Source organism: Rossellomorea sp. LJF3 (genome assembly GCF_037046045.1).
Taxonomy (GTDB): Bacteria; Bacillota; Bacilli; order Bacillales; family Bacillaceae_B; genus Rossellomorea.
This window is the reverse complement of record NZ_JBANLY010000007.1, coordinates 161,696-179,143: the sequence shown is the minus strand read 5'-3', so window position 1 is coordinate 179,143 and position 17,448 is coordinate 161,696. Positions and strand designations below refer to the sequence as shown.

Here is a 17,448-nt window from a genome sequence, read left to right as displayed (position 1 = left end):
ATTGAAAAATGGAGCTAAAAGAGCTCCTGTTATTAAAGCTGCTTTTAAATCGGTGTAGAGTGCGGACATTGACAGTTTCGTTCATATCAGGAGGCTCAACTCACGCCCCGCCGGAAAGCAAGTTCCTGCAGCGAAAAGGAACGGTCTTTGTTTTCACATTATGCTCATCTTAGAGAAGAATCTCTTGTAATCATGTTAATTATGGAACTTAACCCAGCTCCCAACCATAAACTTTTACAAACACTCCCCCGTTTAAAAAAGGTATGAATGGGTATCATGTAGAAAGGATTTATATATAGGGTAATAAAGGAATCGTTTAGTTTGACCTTTATTGACCATGGGTGTATGATAACAGTACAAAGTGAATAAGTAACTCTAAAAAAATAAAAGATTTCTAAGGAGGAACGAGGATGAATTTAATTCCTACAGTTATTGAACAAACAAACCGCGGTGAGCGTGCGTATGACATTTATTCACGTTTATTGAAAGACCGTGTCATCATGCTTGGAAGCGGCATTGACGACAATGTGGCGAACTCCATTGTAGCACAGCTTCTTTTCCTTGAATCTGAAAACCCGGAGAAGGATATCTCAATCTACGTAAACTCTCCTGGCGGAAGCATCACGGCTGGTATGGCTATTTACGATACAATCCAATACATCAAGCCTGATGTTCAAACGATCTGTATCGGTATGGCGGCTTCAATGGGAGCGTTCCTTCTTGCAGCTGGTGCAAAAGGCAAGCGCTTAGCCCTTCCTAACGCTGAAGTGATGATTCACCAACCTCTTGGTGGTGCTCAAGGTCAGGCGACGGAAATTGAAATCGCTGCAAAGCGTATTCTATTCCTTCGTGAAAAATTGAATCAAATCCTTGCTGATCGCACTGGTCAACCTCTTGAAGTGATTTCAAAAGATACAGACCGCGATAACTTCATGACAGCAGAAAGAGCGCTTGAATACGGATTGATCGACCGCATCATCACTCGTAACGAAATGGATAATAATAAATAAGAACCCAAAAACCCCTTTCCCGTACTCCGGGAAAGGGGTTTTATCGTCTTTTCTACCGATAGAAAAAGCCGGTCACCACTCCCTGGTCACCGGCTTTTTCTGAAGCACTTACGCTTCCTTTTGAACGAATCCCTCAAGGGCTACGAGCGCTTCTTCTTCGTCGCTTCCGTCAGCTACCAATGTGATGGCAGTGCCGGTGGAGATCGCTAGACTCATCAAGCCCATGATGCTTTTGGCATTGACCTTCTTCCCATCTTTTTCTAAGAAGATTTCAGATGAGAAACGGTTTGCCTCCTGTACGAATAATGCCGCCGGTCGCGCCTGAAGGCCCGTCTTCAATTTCACTTCTACTTGTTTTTCCACCATAATCATTTCTCTCCCCTTTGTCCTTAATTAGGTATTGAGCTTTTCTCCCGCTCTTAACTTGTCTGCCAGCTGATCGATTTTCCGTAAGCGGTGATTGATTCCTGATTTACTGATCGTGCCGCCTGACACCATTTCCCCCAGTTCTTTCAACGTAACATCCTGATAGTTCACTCGAAGCTCTGCTATCTCCCTTAGTTTATCGGGTAAAACCTGTAATCCTACATGCCTTTCGATAAACTTGATGTTTTCTACCTGTCTCAAGGCTGCACCGATGGTTTTATTCAAGTTAGCCGTCTCGCAATTCACCAGACGATTAACGGAATTCCTCATATCTCGGACGATCCTCACATCCTCAAATCGGAGCAGGGCATTGTGTGCCCCAATGATATTCAGGAACTCCGTGATCTTCTCCGCTTCCTTCAAATACGTAATGAAGCCTTTTTTCCTTTCAAGGGTCTTACTGTTCAACCCGAAGGAATTCATCAGCTCGGACAACGCCTCGTTGTGTTCAGAATAAAGAGAAAAGATTTCTAAATGATACGATGATGTTTCCGGATTGTTGACCGATCCGCCTGCAAGGAACGCTCCCCGCAGGTACGAACGCCTGCAGCATTTCTTCTTGATCAGGTCTTCGGCTATATTATGGATAAAGGTGAAATGTTCACCCAGTATTTTCAAGTCCTCGAGGATCATCTTTGTATCTTCTTTGATTCGTACAATGTACACATTGTTTTTCTTCAGCCGCATTTTCTTCCGTACCAGAAGTTCTACCGGGGTGTCGTACCCTTTTTTGATCAGAGTATAGATCCTTCTGGCAATGGCGGCGTTTTCGGTTTGAATATTGACGACGAGCATTTGATTCGAGAAGGACAATGAACCATTCATCCGAATCAATGCGGAAAGCTCTGCACTTGCACAGCAGTCCTTCACTTCAATATTGGTCAGTTCTTTTTTTGTTTCAGACGCAAACGACATCCCCATCACCTCCTAGCAAACGCTTGCACAACCTTATACACAAGAAATTTTCGTTGTATGTCAGTTGGTTGAATCTTTCAAATAAGAATATATGATATCCGCGACCTTCTCTGTGTTATGACGAACGAGATGATTGTCATAGGAAAGGATCTCTTCTGCGATCACTTCCAAGCCCATGGATTTTAATTTATCCACATCGAAATGAACGGGGCTCGCCTGCTCTTCATTATATCTTTCCTGTACCTCTTTAGGCACCTGTTTCTTGTTTACCAAGATATAATCAATGCTCGGGGTTTCCAGATGATCGTATAACGCCTTCACGTGGTCGCTTGCTGAATAATCCAGGGTCTCCCCTGCCTGGGTCATGATATTGCAAATATACATCTTCTTGGCTTCCGCTTTGCAGACGGCTTCGCCAATTCCGGGGACAAGAAGATTGGGTAAGATACTAGTATATAGGCTTCCCGGTCCCATCACAATTAAATCGGCTTCTTTGATGGCCCGCAACGTTTCCCCTAATGCCTTGATGCTGTCCGGCTTCAGGAAGACACGTTTGATCTTCTTGCCGGCTTTCGGAATGGCGGATTCCCCCGTCACGATCGTCCCATCCTCCATTTCAGCCTTCAGGATGACACTCTGATTCGCTGATGGAAGCACCTTTCCCTTCACATTCAACACCCTGCTCATTTCCTGAATCGCATGGACAAAGTCACCTGTAATGGAAGCAAGGGCTGCGATGATCAAGTTCCCGAGGGCATGACCGGAAAGTTCATTCGTCGTTTCAAATCGATGTTGAAACATTTGTTCAACCAGTGGCTCTACTTCTGACAGGGCAGCGAGGACATTCCGTATATCCCCGGGTGGAGGTATGTCCAGGCTGTCCCGCAAACGGCCGGAACTGCCGCCGTCATCTGCAACGGTGACGATGGCCGATATATCAATCGGGTGTCGCTTCAATCCCCTGAGGAGGACCGGCAGCCCGGTCCCTCCCCCGATCACGACGACCTTGGGTGTATGTGTCATGTTGTTAGACCCTTTCTCTTCTGGATGTCTCGATGAGAAATTTTTGTTTGGTAGTCTTTTTCAAAATGATGTCCAAGATACTCTGCCAGCGCAACCGAACGATGCTGTCCGCCCGTACATCCGATGGCCACGACAAGCTGACTTTTGCCTTCACGCTTGTATTGGGGAAGCATGAACGAGAGTAAATCGGTTACCTTTTCGATGAATTTATTCGTTTCATTCCATTTCAATACATAGGTCGATACCTCTTCATCCAATCCCGTTTTCGGTCTCATATGATCGATATAATGGGGATTCGGGAGGAAGCGCACATCAAACACCAGATCGGCATCGATGGGAATACCGTGTTTGAAACCGAAGGATACGACGTTCACCGTAAAGATCGTTTTCTTGTTCACCGAGAATTCCGTTAAAATCTTTTCCCTAAGTTCTCTTGGCTTCATGGTGGAAGTGGTGTAGATCAGCTGGGCACGCCCCTTCAATTCCTCGAGTAGCTCCCTTTCCTGTCGGATCCCTTCAAGAGGCAGGCCAGATGGCGCCAATGGATGTGAACGGCGTGTTTCCTTGTACCGTCTTACCAGGGATGAATCATCCGCATCAAGGTAGAGGATCCGAGGTGATACCCATGACGTTTCCGCGAGTTCATCCAATGCCTTAAATAGATGATCGAAGAATTCCCTTCCCCTGAGGTCCATGACAAGGGCGACCTTATTCATTTTATTACCGGACTCTTTCATCAGTTCCAAAAATTTTGGAAGAAGAGTGGGCGGCAGATTGTCCACACAGAAGAATCCTAAATCCTCAAAGCTTTGAATGGCAACGGTTTTGCCAGCTCCGGACATACCCGTTATGATGACCAATTGAACATCGTTTGTCGAACCTGTACTCATGCTCTTCCCCCGCTTTTATCGTAATATTCTATATATAAAGTTCGTTGTTTAACTTGGATCCAGTCGATAAGATAATAATTTAAAATCAGGAGTATAGGTAAATGTCCCATAAATCGTATTCTTTCCGTGCAATAGATAATCCAGAATATGATAATCTCCTTCAGCCATCGGTAAATTCTTGATGTCTTCAATCGGATGCCACTTAATCTTACCCTCTGCTGATTCCTGAAGATTGACTCCATCCGCCTCTGTTGCGAAAAAAGAAAACATCATCCACTCCGAAACGATTTGATCACCGTCTTTAATAATGAACGTAAAGACGCCTTTTAAATCAGGATTCTTTAAGTAGATGCCCGTTTCCTCGCGATACTCCCGGATGACGGCATCCCTGATCGATTCACCGGACTCCATCTTTCCGCCCGGGGCGACCCACCAGTTCCTTCTGGGCTTTTGGAGAAGGAGCACCTTGTCTCCATCCAGATATAAACAATTTGTGACACGTTGCACTACCTTCACCTCAATCTTGATGATTCGGGACCCGTTGATGCATCAGTCCCGATTACAGTCAACTTCATTCCTTACATTATACTATGATTGAAGACAAGCTACAATGTCTCCGCCTGCCGGAAAACGTGTCGAATGGAATCGAAAGATACTGGGACATGTTTTGACATATTGAGGAGTCTGCAAATGATTGGTACAGGTATACCCCACTCACTATAACAGAAAAAAAAGCAAAAAAAATAGACACAGGCGATTCCTGTGTCATCTACGGGATTTATTACTTAAAAGGGGGTCAATTTCTTATTATTTATATTACCCGAAAATTGTTTCACTAGTGTTACAACAGATTTAAAACGGTATTACGGAATTGTTAATGTTTCAAACGTGGTTTCGCAAATCATCCCGAATCCCCACGAATCCTGTAAAAATAAGGTTAAAAGTCGTAGTTCTTCATAATTTGATCTGCCATTAATTCGTATCCCTTCCCATTAGGATGTAGGGAATCATGGAAATAGTTTTCCTTGGACTTTCCTTTGAATAATGGATTGGTTGATACGAATTTCACATTTTCATGTTTTTCTGCTTCCTTCTTCATCGACTTATTCCAATCGTCCACATATGCTTCGATTTTATCGCTGTCTTTGTCCGGGTACGGATTATACAATCCCAATACGATGATATCCGCTTTTTTGTTCGCTGTCCCTACAATATTCAGGATCTTATCCAGATGATCGAGATAGTCCTTTTTCGCTTCCATGATCTCATCGTGGTGTAAAGGGAACAAGTCTCCACCATTTTTCTTGATTAAATCATTGGTTCCAATATTGATGATATATACATCCGCTTCACTCAAATCCTCGGCAACCTCGGGCTTTACGATTTGTGCGAGTAACTGATCCGACTGCTGCCCCGGTATCCCAAGATTCTGGAAGTTATACGACTTCTTCGTATTTTTTTTGTTTACTTTCTCTTCCAAACGGCCGATATAACCTGCTTCCTTCTTATCACCATAGCCGTAAGTAAGGGAATCCCCCAATGCAATCACCCGCTTCTTTGAAGATGACTCTGTCTCATCTGCAAAAAAACTGAAGTAGACGATGGGAATAAGAGCAAACAGTACGACAACCCCTGCGATTTTAAAAATTTTCATTCATGATCCGACCTTCCGATATAAACTGAGATGACTTTCATAATAGTCTTTATTCCCTGTTGGGGGGGTTATAACCCTGTTTATTTTTGGAAGATGGTTTTCGGTGCAATCGGTTCTGTTTCAACGAAGGCGTGGTATAGGAGAAACTGCTTTTGAAGATAGACATTTTGTGTGAATTTGAGTCTGCTATATACGGGATGCGGCATTGCTGGCATGCTTTTCTATGGATTTGCGTGTTGAGGGGCTATTCCGTTATGCGTAGTAGGGTATTTAGAGGAGGATAGCTTAATAAATCCGGCCGTTTTGGACGGAAATGGAGCCGAAAAGGGAGAAAATCCAGCCGTTATTGAGCTTAATCCAGCCATAATCAGGAGTAATCCAGCCGATTTACTTTTTTTACCACAAGAAACCCATTTAATACCCCGTTACATTTACGTAGAGATTCACATAAACATCCAGAGGTCCGTCCCTCATCACTTCTTTTGAACCCCAAATTGTGCATTCAGCTGACCTTTGATCATTTTTTTCTTAGCTTCTTTTCTCTCTTTTATGGTTAGCTCATGTTTTATTTCTTTCGTCGTGACCCCTTCTTCACGCTGGTCGGCGATATCCATCAATCGTTCCACATCGGAAAAGGAGTATTTGCGATATCCCCTGTTTGAGCGCTGTGGAAAGATCAAATTCTTCTCTTCGTAATAACGGATCTTCCTCTCGGTCAAACCCGTCAATTCGCTCACGACTCCGATGGAAATCACTTTCTTTTCTTTATAGGAAGGTTCATTAACCACGGCTGCCTCATCCTCCTAAGCAGGGAATATCATGATTATACATGCCCTGCCAGGGGATTTGGACTATTATGTTAGAAAACCTTACAAAGAATTCTAAATTGCAAGAAAAAAATAGAGGAACGAACTATTGGGTTGTCTCCATTTGATTAGTATCACTCCAAATCTTTCTCATTCTGTCCGTTACTTGTCTTCCTTCTCCTACGACCTCTGAAATGATTTCTTTTACAGTTTGAATTTGCCGGATTCTTGCTACAGATTGACCACATGAAAAAACACCCGCATCGAGGTCTCCTTCGTTGAACACCTTTGCAGACCTCTGGCCAGAAATGAAAGGTAAGAGTTCCTCCAATGTTGCTCCTCTACTTTCTGCATCCAGCACTTTAAGAGCAATCGCATTTCTGCCCACTCTCGAAGTTGAACCGATTGATTTCTGAATCAATGCCGTATCTATTTCTGATGCCTGTACCATCCATCTTTTCAAATTGTCGTGGACCATTGCTTCTTGAGAAGCTAAAAATCTCGTACCCATTACGATGCCTTCTGCCCCTAAAGCAAGCATCGCAGCCAAGCCGCGGCCATCTGCAATCCCACCACCTGCAAGAACAGGAATAGATACTGCATCCACTGTCTGGGGAACTAAAACGATATTCCCCACATCCTCCATCCCTGGATGCCCCCCAGCTTCAAATCCCACTATAGTTACAGCATCGCATCCTACCCTCTCAGCTGTCTTGGCATATTTTACTCCTGCGACTTTATGGATAACGATTACGTTATTATCTTTTAATACCTTCATAAAAGGTTCAGGATTTCTACCCGAGGTCTCCACTATCCGAATCCCTTCATCCAGCAATACATCTATATATGCCTCGTTTGGCATTTTTTTCACGCTGGGAAATAGGTTGATATTCACGCCGATCGGCTTTTTGGTTAATTCTTTGGCTTTTCTTATTTCCTGACGAAGTTCCTCCGCCGTTTCAAAAGTGGCAGAGGTCATTATGCCAAGCCCTCCCGCCTCTGATATAGCAGCTGCTAAAGGAGCACGGCCAATTCTGTATAACCCTCCGCAAATAACGGGGTATTGAATTTCCAGCAGTTCTGTAATGCGTGTATTCATCTTTTCACTCCTCTGATTTGGACACAAAGATTATGAATACTTAATATTAGAATTTTCAGATAAATTATCATGCAGTTCAACCTTATTTTTGGCAATAGACGGTTTAACAAAAAGAGCAAATAAGATACCAAAAACCAGAACAAGGATTGCCATTGACATTATGGATAAGTTATAACCTGCAATTTTGTTTGCTCCAGCCAACCCAACTATATAACCAGTTAAAATCGGAGCAATGATTCCTGCGACATTACCTGAAGAAGTTAAAATACTTGTCATCAAAGCACCGCGTTCTGGCCACTCATTAATCATAATGGTTGGTCCAATCGGTAAAATAGAATAAGTTAATCCTTTAGCTAAACACATGGCGATGATGACCCATAACGGATTTTGAAAAATAGTAATGGATGCCAGTAAGAGTGATCCCAGTATCATCGCTCCAGCAACTACAAAAATTCTTGATACACGCCAGTTTTCGCTTTTCTTAAATAAATAATCAGATAGCATTGAAACCCCTGTATAAATAAGGACTGAAACAATTCCGATAACCGCCACACTGTATCCCATTTCTCCTGGAGACATTTTCACTGATTCTACTAGATAAATAGGTAGCCAGACAGAAAACCAGACAACAAGGATATATGTGGAAAAATATGCTAATGTCGTAAATAAAGCTGAAGGAGAACCAAGAAGCTTTAAAAAATCTTTTACGTTTATTTTTCCCAGCTTTTCTTTCTTTTTCTTCTGAACCTCCTGATATTTTTTTACAGGACTTTCCTTCGTGAAGAATTGAAATAAAAAGAACCATATGATACTTGCCAGACCTAGACAGGCAAAGGCTGCCTTCCATCCTAATATAGTAATCAATGCCACCAGCAGCGGTGCCGCAATCATTGCTCCGACAGTTCCACCAGCAACTACAACAGAGTTTGCAAATCCTCTTTGTTTTGCCGGGAACCATTTATCTGCATGGTTGTAGGCAACTGGACTAAATGGGCCTTCAAATGCTCCCAATAAAACCCGGTATACAACCAATAGAGGTAAAGCAGCAATCGCTAAGACACCAAATTGCAGGATGGCCCATGTTAACATTAATAATCCAAGGACTTTTTTTGCTCCGATTCGATCTGCCCATGCAGCTCCAAAAATTCCTGTTACAGGGTAAAGCCAGTAATAACTGCTTCCTACAAGCCCCCACTCTGCATAGGATAAATCCAGTTCTTTCATGATGGGAAGTGCCGCAAGCCCAATGATTGATTTATCAGCGAAATTAATCACTGCACCGAAAAATAACATAAGAAGAACAAACCACCGCATATGAATCCCTCTTTTCTTGGTTATTATTTCTTTAGGTTAAAAAAGGAGTTAGGAGTGTAAACGCTTACTCGTATCATTAACAAAAATCACTTCTCCCGAACCAGTTTGAACGTTCCAATTCCCTTTGCCAGAATATTACCGTGACTATCCTTAATTTCCCCTTCAGTAAAAGCAAGTTTATATCCTTGCTGAAGAACTTTGGCCTCTGCGAAGATTTCACCTTCTGAAATACTGGAAAGATAATGAACGGTTAAACTCGTTGTCACTACCTTTGCCTTCGTGACGGACCGCGTGACCATGCCGAGAATATAATCCAGCATAGTGGCATGAACACCCCCATGGAGGGTTCCGTTTATATTAAGCAAATATTCTTTAATATCCAGCTTGATCTTTACATTCCCTTCTTCGAAATGTACAATTTCAAACCCTATATGGGAAAAAAACGGGTTATCTTTAAATTTCTCGCGAATATCTTCTATTGTAATTGGCAACCTTCGCCTCCCCCTTCTTATCTGCCTTGATACTCTGGTTTTCGTTTTTCCAGGAATGCCGTTGTCCCCTCTCTTTTATCTTCTGAAGAAAAGAGGACAGCCTGAGCAAGCTTTTCAATCATCAGCCCCGTCTTCATGTCTACGTCGGACCCCAGGTTTACAGCAATTTTAGCTAACTTTACAGCTAAAGGGCCCTTTGAAAGGATTTGACCCGCCACCTCTTCTACCTTTTCTTCAAGGTCTTCGGGCTTGGTTACTTCTGATACAAGACCGATCCGATGCGCCTCTTCAGCGTCTATCACCTTGCCCATCAATATCATTTCCAGTGCCTTTCCTTTGCCGACGATCCTGACTAGGCGCTGCGTTCCTCCCGCACTGGGGATGATGGATAAATTAAGTTCGGGCAAACCAAGCTTGGCAGTTGTTGAGGCTACCCGTATGTCACATGCCATGGCTAATTCACATCCGCCTCCCAAAGCATACCCATTAATCATTGCAATAGTAGGCTTCTCGAAAGACTCTATTAAATTGTAAACATCTTGCATTCCGGTTGGACTTAACGCATCAAGCGTCGATTTTTCACGCAGTTGGCCAATATCAGCTCCTGCAGCGAACGATTTATTTCCTTTCCCTGTAAAGATCAGGCATGCTACCGTTTCATCTTTCCTTATATCTTCTAAAGCCTCTGTTATTTCTCCTAATGTTTCTTTCGTCAGAGCATTTCTCTGTTCAGGACGATTGATTACGATATAAGCGAGCTGTCCTTTTTTAATCACGGCTAAATTTGCAAATGCAATCATACCTATATCCCTCCATTCTTCATTTCTTTAGCGTTCAAGTATTAAAGCAATGCCTTGTCCTCCGCCGATACAAGCTGCTGCAAGAGCACGTTTTGCATCACGTCTTTCCATTTCATATACTAACTTTGTAATGAGCATGGTTCCGGTTGCTGCGATGGGATGACCGTGAGCAATAGCCCCTCCATTTACATTAACCTTTTTCATGTCCATGGATAGCTCCCGCTGACAAGCAAGCACCTGGGCAGCAAACGCCTCATTAAACTCAATTAAATCAAAATCCTCAAGAGATAAACCTGTTCTTCGAAGTACTTTTTGAACAGCAGGGACTGGACCAATTCCCATTGTATTTGGGTCTACTCCCGCAACTGCCCACTCCTTCACTTTCGCTAATACGGCTATTCCCTTTTCATTTGCCCGATCCTCTGACATAAGAACAACTGCGGATGCCCCGTCATTGACACCGGAAGAATTCCCCGCCGTTACACTTCCCCCTTTTTTAAATACGGGAGAAAGCTTTGATAAATCTTCTAATGTCGTATTCGGACGAACATGTTCATCTTGATTGAAAAAATAGGATTCTCCTTTTCTATTCGTAATAGAAATTGGGACAATCTGTTCCTTGAAATATCCACTATCAATCGCTTTGGCCATCTTTTGTTGGCTTTCGTATGCAAATGAATCCTGTTCCTCCCTCGTTACTTCATACTTTTCAGCTAAGTTTTCCGCTGTTATTCCCATAGGAGGATCACCGATACGATCTGGTGAAAGTTTTCTTTTTACAAATTGAGGAGGCATTCGATCATAGGATCTACTTTGAGGTGCAAGTAAATATGGTGACCGTGACATGCTTTCCGTTCCCCCTGCAAGGAAGACCTCTCCACGCCCTGCCCGGATTTGATCAGCTGCAAGACCTACACTATTAAGTCCTGAACCACATTGACGATCGATGGTCATGCCGGGTATGGACAGAGGTAAATCAGCTTCAAGCAGTGTCAGTCTGGCCATATTCCCTCCCCCAGCCAGACAGTTTCCAAAGATTACATCATCAATGTCCTCTGCTCTTATATGTGCACGCTGAATCGCTTCTTTCATCACAGCAGCTCCATACATGGAAGGGTCCATATTAGCAAGAGTCCCTCCTTGTTTGGCAATGGCGGTCCGGACGGCGGATACAATAACAGGCTGTTTCATAACATCCTCTCCTTATTTAAATCTATAAAATGGTTTCAAGCATAATCGCCATGCCTTGCCCACCACCCACACAAAGGGTAGCAATCCCATACCTTTCTTGTCTGCGTACCATCTCGTGTAATAAGGTAGTGACGATCCTGGCTCCCGTTGCTCCAACAGGGTGACCAAGAGCAATTGCTCCTCCATTTACATTCACTTTATTCACATTCAGATTCAGCTCTCGAATGACAGCCAATGCTTGAGAAGCAAAAGCTTCATTCAGCTCAAAAAGCCCGATATCCTCTACTTTCTTACCTGTCCGTTGCAGAAGTTTCCTCACGGCCGGTACCGGACCGATCCCCATTACTTCAGGAGAAACTCCTGTCGTTGCCCAATCTACTACCTTTACAAGCGGTTTGATATTTAATCGTGAGGCTTCAGTTCTCTTCATTAACACCAATGCCGAAGCACCGTCATTTCGACCGCAGGCATTACCGGCTGTGACCGTTCCATTTTCTTTGAAAGCGGGCTTTAAACCAGACAACTTCTCCATCGTTGTTTCGGGACGGGGATGCTCGTCGCGATCGATTGTGATCGGTCCTTTTTTATGCTGGGTCGTAACCGGGACAATTTCCTCTTCAAAAGCTCCTCTTTCCATCGATTTAGCCGTTCTTTTTTGACTTTCTACTGCAAAGCTATCCTGATCTTCTCTTGAAACATGATATCTTTCCGCAACATTTTCCGCTGTGATTCCCATCCCGAGTCTGTGTCCATAGATTTCTTGTGGCTGCTGCCCATTTTCTGTATTGGAATCTACCAAGATGGTTCGGTCTCCTCCGAAGCGGGTATTTCTTAGATATAGAGGTGCACGACTCATACTCTCTGTTCCGCCTGCTACAACGATGGTCCCCTGGTTGAATTCCAGTTGTTGGACAGCAGAGACGATGGCCTGCATGCCGGATGCACATAATCGGTTGACCGTGAAGGCCGGTGAAGTGTCCGGTATCCCTGCCCTTAATGCCGCTACTCTCGCAACATTGGAGGATTCCGTTGATTGTCTTACCTCACCCAGAATCACTTCACTGACCTGCTCAGCCGCGATATCGGCTTTTCTTACCGCCTCTTCTATCACAAGACTCGCTAGATGGCCCGAGCTGATATCTTTCAGGGCGCCTCCATAGCGTCCGATCGGTGTCCGGACAGCACTTACAATGACGATCTCTTCCCCCATCTTCTCTCTCCCTCTGCTGTCGTCAGCTATACTCTTTCTTTAATTGTCCAGCTATGATGTTTTTCTGAATTTCAGAAGTTCCTTCATATATCCTTGTAATCCTGGCATCCCTGAAAAAACGCTCAATCGGATAATCTGCGATATACCCGATCCCTCCGTGAACTTGAACAGCTTTATCGGCCACGCGGTTGTATACTTCTGAACCAAAGAGTTTCAGCATGGCCGCTTCCTTTATCACTTTCATCCCTTCATCGACCATCCAGGCTACCCGATATGTAAATGATCGCAGTGACTCAACATCCACCGCCATTTCCGCTATCATATGAGATACGGCTTGATGTTCAAAAATGGGAACATCAAATTGAATCCGTTCCTGCGCATACGTTGCAGTTAAATCCAGAAGTTTCTGACACGAACCAAGATTGCGGGCTGCCAATCCGGCACGCCCATTTGCCAGAATCTTTAGTGCGTTCACATATCCCTGTCCTTCTTCTCCCAATACGTTTTCAACAGGCACTTCACAATCTTCTAAAATGATTTCAGCTGAATGGGATCCCCTGAGCCCCATCTTCCGCTCCACTGCCCCGACATGAAACCCCGGGAAATCTTTTTCTACAATGAAGGATGTAATGCCCTTCGCACCCTTATCCGGATCTGTCACAGCCATCACCGTGAATATATCTGCTTCTGTCGCGTTGGTAATATAATGCTTCGTCCCGTTTAAAATGTATTTGTCTCCCTTTTTTACAGCCGATGTTTTAAGATTCGTGGCATGAGAACCTGCACCAGGCTCAGTCAACGCAAACGCGCCGATTTTTTCACCCCTTGCCATGGCAGGCAAATATTTACGCTTTTGCTCCTCATTGCCCATTTCTACAATACCGACCGTACCAATCCCCGTATGGGCCCCAATAAGAGTTGTATAACCGTTGTGCGTAGCTCCGATTTCCTCATACAGTGCACATTTTCCTACCATCCCGATTCCAAGCCCTTCATAGGCTTCTGGAATGCTTAATCCGAACAGGCCCAGTTCTTTTGACATTTCTTTAATCCGGTCGGGGATCTTATCCTCTTGTTCAATCTGCATTGCCACAGCCTCTACTTCTGTTTGGACAAAATCACGTACATTTTTTTTCAAAAAGTGAATGTCTTCGCTTAGACGAAAGTCCATCCTGTTCACCTCTTTCACTATTGTTTGCTATATTCGTAGAAACCTCTGCCCGTTTTCCTGCCTAGTCTTCCCGCTTTCACGTACTTTGTAAGGATAGGGCAGGGACGATAGGTTTCACCCAGTGTTTTATAGAGATACTCCATATTACGGAGCCTCGTATCCAATCCGACTAAATCAGCTAACTCCAAAGGGCCCATGGGGTGGTTCAGTCCCAGCTTCATCGCTTTATCGATGTCCTCGATACTTCCGACGCCTTCCATTACCATTCTCATCGCTTCATTGCCGATCAAGCAATTCATGCGACTGACGGCAAAGCCTGGAAATTCGTTGATCCTGACACATTCTTTCCCGATGGTTACTCCGAACTGAAAACTTTTTGCCACCGTTTCTTCGGATGTTTCTAATCCACAGATTACTTCAATTAATTTCATTTTTGGAACGGGGTTAAAAAAGTGTAGGGCGATACATTGAGGAGGTCTGTTCGTTTGAGCTCCAATCTCTGTCGGACTCATGGTAGAAGTATTGGTTGCCAGGATGGCATGCTTAGGCGCGTATTCATCCAATTGCTTAAAAATCCCAACCTTCAATTCCATTACTTCAAGAACCGCTTCAATGACTAGATCAGCTTGCTCAGCCGCTTCCTTAAGATGAGTCGTATAGCTAATGTTTCGGACATACGCGTTTGCCTGTTCGGCTGTCAGGAATTCTTTTTGTACTGCTTTTTGAAATTGGCTGACTATATACTCTTTGCATGCTTGAAGGGTATGAGAATGAATATCCTGTACGGCAACCTTTAGTCCGGCTGCTGCGCACGTGTAAGCTATCCCCCGCCCCATCGTTCCCGCACCGATGATGGCTACGTGCTTGATCATGTATACGCCCCCTTCCCGATTTGAATTCTTCTTAGGGCTTATACCCGGACGTTAGAATGATCGTAGGTGTAAAAGCCTTTTCCTGTTTTCCGTCCCAATTCCCCTTTTTGGACTTTATCCTGCACGATCTGAGCCGGCTTGTCGGCTTCATTTCCACTTTCTTGATATCGTTGCATCCGCACAAAGTAATTTACATCTATTCCTGTTAAATCCATGAGGGCAAAAGGGCCAATGGGATGGTTTAACGCTTTTGTGCATACCAAATCGATTTCTTCATGATCTGCATATCCGTTTTCCAGTAAATACACGGCTTCATCCATTAATTTTCCCAGGATCCGGTTGGCGATAAATCCTGAAATCTCTTTTTTCAAAAGAACAGGTACTTTTTGAATTTTTTTGACTACCTCCACTGCACGCTCCGCTGTCTCATCTGATGTATGAGGTCCCCGTACCACTTCGACCAGTTCCATCACAAGGGCCGGATTGAAAAAATGTACGTTGCATACCTTTTCAGGTCTGTCCGTCACATCGGCAATCTTCGAACTGACAATGGTGGAGCTGTTCGTTGCCAAAATGGCATGCTTTGGAACAATCTGATCCAGTTTTGCAAAGAGTTCCCGCTTAGCCTCTAATTTCTCGACGATTGCTTCAATCACGAAATCAGCCTGCTGAAGATCTTCCAAAGAAGAGGAAAACATCATTCGGCTAAAGGCTTCCCCCACCTCTTTTTCTGTTAATCTACCTTTTTGGATCCTTCTATCCATATGTCCTTGCAGAGAGTGTTTTGCCTTTGTAAGACTCTCCTCACTAACGTCATGCAGAATAACCGAATACCCGCCCAAGGCACACACCATGGCAATTTGTGAGCCCATTGCGCCAGATCCGACGATACCTATTGTTTTAATCTCATTCATTTTCACGCTTATTCTCCTCCTTGTTCCGTTCCTCTTGAACCAACAGCCTCTTTAACAGCTTCCCGACTGTATTCCGGGGGAGCGACTCCCTTATTTCAAACTCCTTTGGTACTTTATAACGTGTGAGCTTCATATAACAATGCCCTTTGATTTCTTCTAGATCTACTTGACAATTATCTTTGGGAACGATGTATGCCTTTACAATTTCTCCGTTTGCTTGATCTGGAATTCCGACTACAGCCGCTTCCTTCACATGGGGATGTTCATACAGGATACTCTCTACTTCCTGGGGATAAATGTTGAACCCGCCTACAATCACCATTTCTTTCTTTCTTCCAACAATGTAAAAGTAACCCTCTTGATCCATTGTGGCCAGATCCCCTGTGAAGAGCCATCCGTCCCGTAAGGAGCGACTCGTTTCCTTCTCATTGTTCCAATAGCCTTTCATGATTTGGGGTCCTTTAATGAGCAATTCCCCCACACAATTGGCCGGCAATTCCTGCCCATTCTGATCCACGATCATACAATCTGTCCCTGGCACCGGGATTCCGATACTCCCTATCTTCCTTACACCGGTAGTAGGATTGCGGTGAGTGGATGGAGACGCTTCAGATAAGCCAAATCCTTCTAATATGGCTGATCCCGTTAAATACTCAAAACGTTTAATAATTTCAATTGGAAGAGGGGCCGACCCACAGGAACACATTTTTATACAATCCAGCCCGTAGTCCTCTACTCCAGGATGATTCACAAATGCACTGTACATTTTGGGGACCCCGGGAAAGTAAGTGGGGCGGTATTCACGAATATTGTCCAACACATTCTCTATTTCAAATTTCTTGACCAGCAGCAGTGTCCCCCCGATGTACAACCCAAGGTTCATGGCGCTTGTCATAGCATACACATGGTAAAGTGGTGTCGCAGTCAATACGACTTCCTCTCCCAGGAGCATATTCCCCCCGTACATATATTGACTTTGAACGACATTGGCAATCAGGTTGTAGTGGGTCAGAACCGCTCCCTTCATCTTACCGGTCGTCCCTCCGGTGTACTGGATAACCGCTACATCTTCATGTACAGATACAGGAGCGGGCTTATCCAGGGAATGGGAAGAATGTTTTAACTCTTCTAAGCTGTGAAACTCAGAACCTTCGTCACCTTTACCCGCTTGTGAGACAAAGACATGCTGGAATGTATAGATTCCGGATACTTCCTTGACAGCTTGGATTGCCCCCGGATCCACGACAAGATAGGTTACATGAGAATCGCTTACCAGCTGGAGGAGTTCTCTGGCCGTGTACATTGGATTAATCTGCACGACAACCAGTCCAAGTGCCTGAGCAGCATAATAGGAAATGATATAATCAGGATGATTCGAGAGCATGAGGCCAATCCGTTCCCCTTTGCTTGCACCGAGACTTCTCCAGGATGCCGCCAAGCGATCCACTCCATCCTTTAATTCACGATAGGTCATCTTTTGATGTTCATAGATGATGGCTGTACGCTCTCCGTATTGTTCAGCTGATTTCTCCAAAATGCTATACAGGGGAATTTCCGGCACTTTAAACTCCTTATTGGTTGGATAAAATTTACTCCACGGCCGATCTAATAAGTTTTGCAAAGAGATTTCACCTTCCTCTTTCATTCAGCTCTATATCACAT

Annotated in this window: 19 protein-coding genes; 1 reads left to right on the top strand and 18 read right to left on the bottom strand. The window is 44.1% G+C overall.

Annotated elements, in window-relative coordinates; genetic code table 11:
* Nucleotides 1–410: 410 nt before the first annotated feature.
* A complete protein-coding gene (gene clpP, locus V8G47_RS09580; protein WP_336199908.1) occupies nt 411–1,010 on the top strand; it encodes an ATP-dependent Clp endopeptidase proteolytic subunit ClpP in 600 nt (199 codons plus the stop codon).
* 108 nt (nt 1,011–1,118) lie between these two features.
* Here the strand turns inward: clpP and V8G47_RS09575 are convergent, their stop codons facing one another.
* The 18 genes from V8G47_RS09575 to V8G47_RS09490 all read right to left on the bottom strand — a co-directional run bounded on the left by V8G47_RS09575 (nt 1,119) and on the right by V8G47_RS09490 (nt 17,407).
* Nucleotides 1,119–1,376, bottom strand: a complete 258-nt coding sequence (locus V8G47_RS09575) for an HPr family phosphocarrier protein (protein ID WP_113969170.1) — start codon at nt 1,374–1,376, stop codon at nt 1,119–1,121.
* A 27-nt stretch (nt 1,377–1,403) separates the two neighbouring features.
* Nucleotides 1,404–2,351 (bottom strand): DNA-binding protein WhiA, encoded by a 948-nt coding sequence (whiA, locus tag V8G47_RS09570; RefSeq protein WP_034764240.1) that lies wholly within the window; start codon nt 2,349–2,351, stop codon nt 1,404–1,406.
* 60 nt (nt 2,352–2,411) lie between these two features.
* Nucleotides 2,412–3,374, bottom strand: coding sequence for a gluconeogenesis factor YvcK family protein (locus V8G47_RS09565; protein WP_336199907.1), 963 nt, complete (start codon nt 3,372–3,374; stop codon nt 2,412–2,414).
* Complete coding sequence (rapZ, locus tag V8G47_RS09560) at nt 3,371–4,264, bottom strand: RNase adapter RapZ (protein ID WP_336199906.1); 894 nt, start codon at nt 4,262–4,264, stop codon at nt 3,371–3,373. Before rapZ ends, V8G47_RS09565 begins: the two co-directional genes overlap by 4 nt.
* Nucleotides 4,265–4,312: 48 nt before the next feature.
* Complete coding sequence (locus V8G47_RS09555) at nt 4,313–4,771, bottom strand: 8-oxo-dGTP diphosphatase (protein ID WP_034764665.1); 459 nt, start codon at nt 4,769–4,771, stop codon at nt 4,313–4,315.
* A gap of 430 nt (nt 4,772–5,201) precedes the next feature.
* Nucleotides 5,202–5,918 (bottom strand): GDSL-type esterase/lipase family protein, encoded by a 717-nt coding sequence (locus V8G47_RS09550; protein WP_336199905.1) that lies wholly within the window; start codon nt 5,916–5,918, stop codon nt 5,202–5,204.
* An 80-nt stretch (nt 5,919–5,998) separates the two neighbouring features.
* Complete coding sequence (locus V8G47_RS09545) at nt 5,999–6,133, bottom strand: hypothetical protein (protein WP_336199904.1); 135 nt, start codon at nt 6,131–6,133, stop codon at nt 5,999–6,001.
* A 258-nt stretch (nt 6,134–6,391) separates the two neighbouring features.
* A complete protein-coding gene (locus tag V8G47_RS09540) occupies nt 6,392–6,706 on the bottom strand; it encodes a MerR family transcriptional regulator (RefSeq protein WP_336199903.1) in 315 nt (104 codons plus the stop codon).
* Between the two features lie 124 nt (nt 6,707–6,830).
* The gene (locus tag V8G47_RS09535) at nt 6,831–7,823 is read right to left on the bottom strand and encodes an NAD(P)H-dependent flavin oxidoreductase (protein ID WP_336199902.1); all 993 of its coding nucleotides are present in this window, start codon (nt 7,821–7,823) and stop codon (nt 6,831–6,833) included.
* A gap of 30 nt (nt 7,824–7,853) precedes the next feature.
* Nucleotides 7,854–9,116, bottom strand: coding sequence for an MFS transporter (locus tag V8G47_RS09530; RefSeq protein ID WP_336199901.1), 1,263 nt, complete (start codon nt 9,114–9,116; stop codon nt 7,854–7,856).
* A gap of 107 nt (nt 9,117–9,223) precedes the next feature.
* Nucleotides 9,224–9,628: a PaaI family thioesterase gene (locus V8G47_RS09525; protein ID WP_336199900.1), complete on the bottom strand. Its 405-nt coding sequence runs from the start codon at nt 9,626–9,628 to the stop codon at nt 9,224–9,226.
* A gap of 17 nt (nt 9,629–9,645) precedes the next feature.
* The gene (locus V8G47_RS09520; protein WP_336199899.1) at nt 9,646–10,428 is read right to left on the bottom strand and encodes an enoyl-CoA hydratase/isomerase family protein; all 783 of its coding nucleotides are present in this window, start codon (nt 10,426–10,428) and stop codon (nt 9,646–9,648) included.
* Between the two features lie 27 nt (nt 10,429–10,455).
* Nucleotides 10,456–11,619 carry a thiolase family protein gene (locus tag V8G47_RS09515; protein ID WP_336199898.1) on the bottom strand — a complete coding sequence of 388 codons (1,164 nt, stop codon included), beginning with the start codon at nt 11,617–11,619 and terminating at the stop codon, nt 10,456–10,458.
* Nucleotides 11,620–11,641: 22 nt separating this feature from the next.
* Nucleotides 11,642–12,829, bottom strand: a complete 1,188-nt coding sequence (locus tag V8G47_RS09510; RefSeq protein ID WP_336199897.1) for a thiolase family protein — start codon at nt 12,827–12,829, stop codon at nt 11,642–11,644.
* Nucleotides 12,830–12,851: 22 nt separating this feature from the next.
* On the bottom strand, nt 12,852–14,000 hold the full coding sequence (locus V8G47_RS09505) for an acyl-CoA dehydrogenase family protein (RefSeq protein WP_336199896.1): 1,149 nt from the start codon (nt 13,998–14,000) through the stop codon (nt 12,852–12,854).
* Between the two features lie 17 nt (nt 14,001–14,017).
* Nucleotides 14,018–14,869, bottom strand: a complete 852-nt coding sequence (locus tag V8G47_RS09500; protein ID WP_336199914.1) for a 3-hydroxyacyl-CoA dehydrogenase family protein — start codon at nt 14,867–14,869, stop codon at nt 14,018–14,020.
* 41 nt (nt 14,870–14,910) lie between these two features.
* Nucleotides 14,911–15,792 (bottom strand): 3-hydroxyacyl-CoA dehydrogenase family protein, encoded by an 882-nt coding sequence (locus V8G47_RS09495; RefSeq protein ID WP_336199895.1) that lies wholly within the window; start codon nt 15,790–15,792, stop codon nt 14,911–14,913.
* Nucleotides 15,779–17,407, bottom strand: a complete 1,629-nt coding sequence (locus tag V8G47_RS09490; RefSeq protein WP_336199894.1) for a long-chain-fatty-acid--CoA ligase — start codon at nt 17,405–17,407, stop codon at nt 15,779–15,781. The genes V8G47_RS09495 and V8G47_RS09490 overlap by 14 nt, the downstream gene beginning before the upstream one ends.
* Between the last annotated feature and the right edge of the window lie 41 nt (nt 17,408–17,448).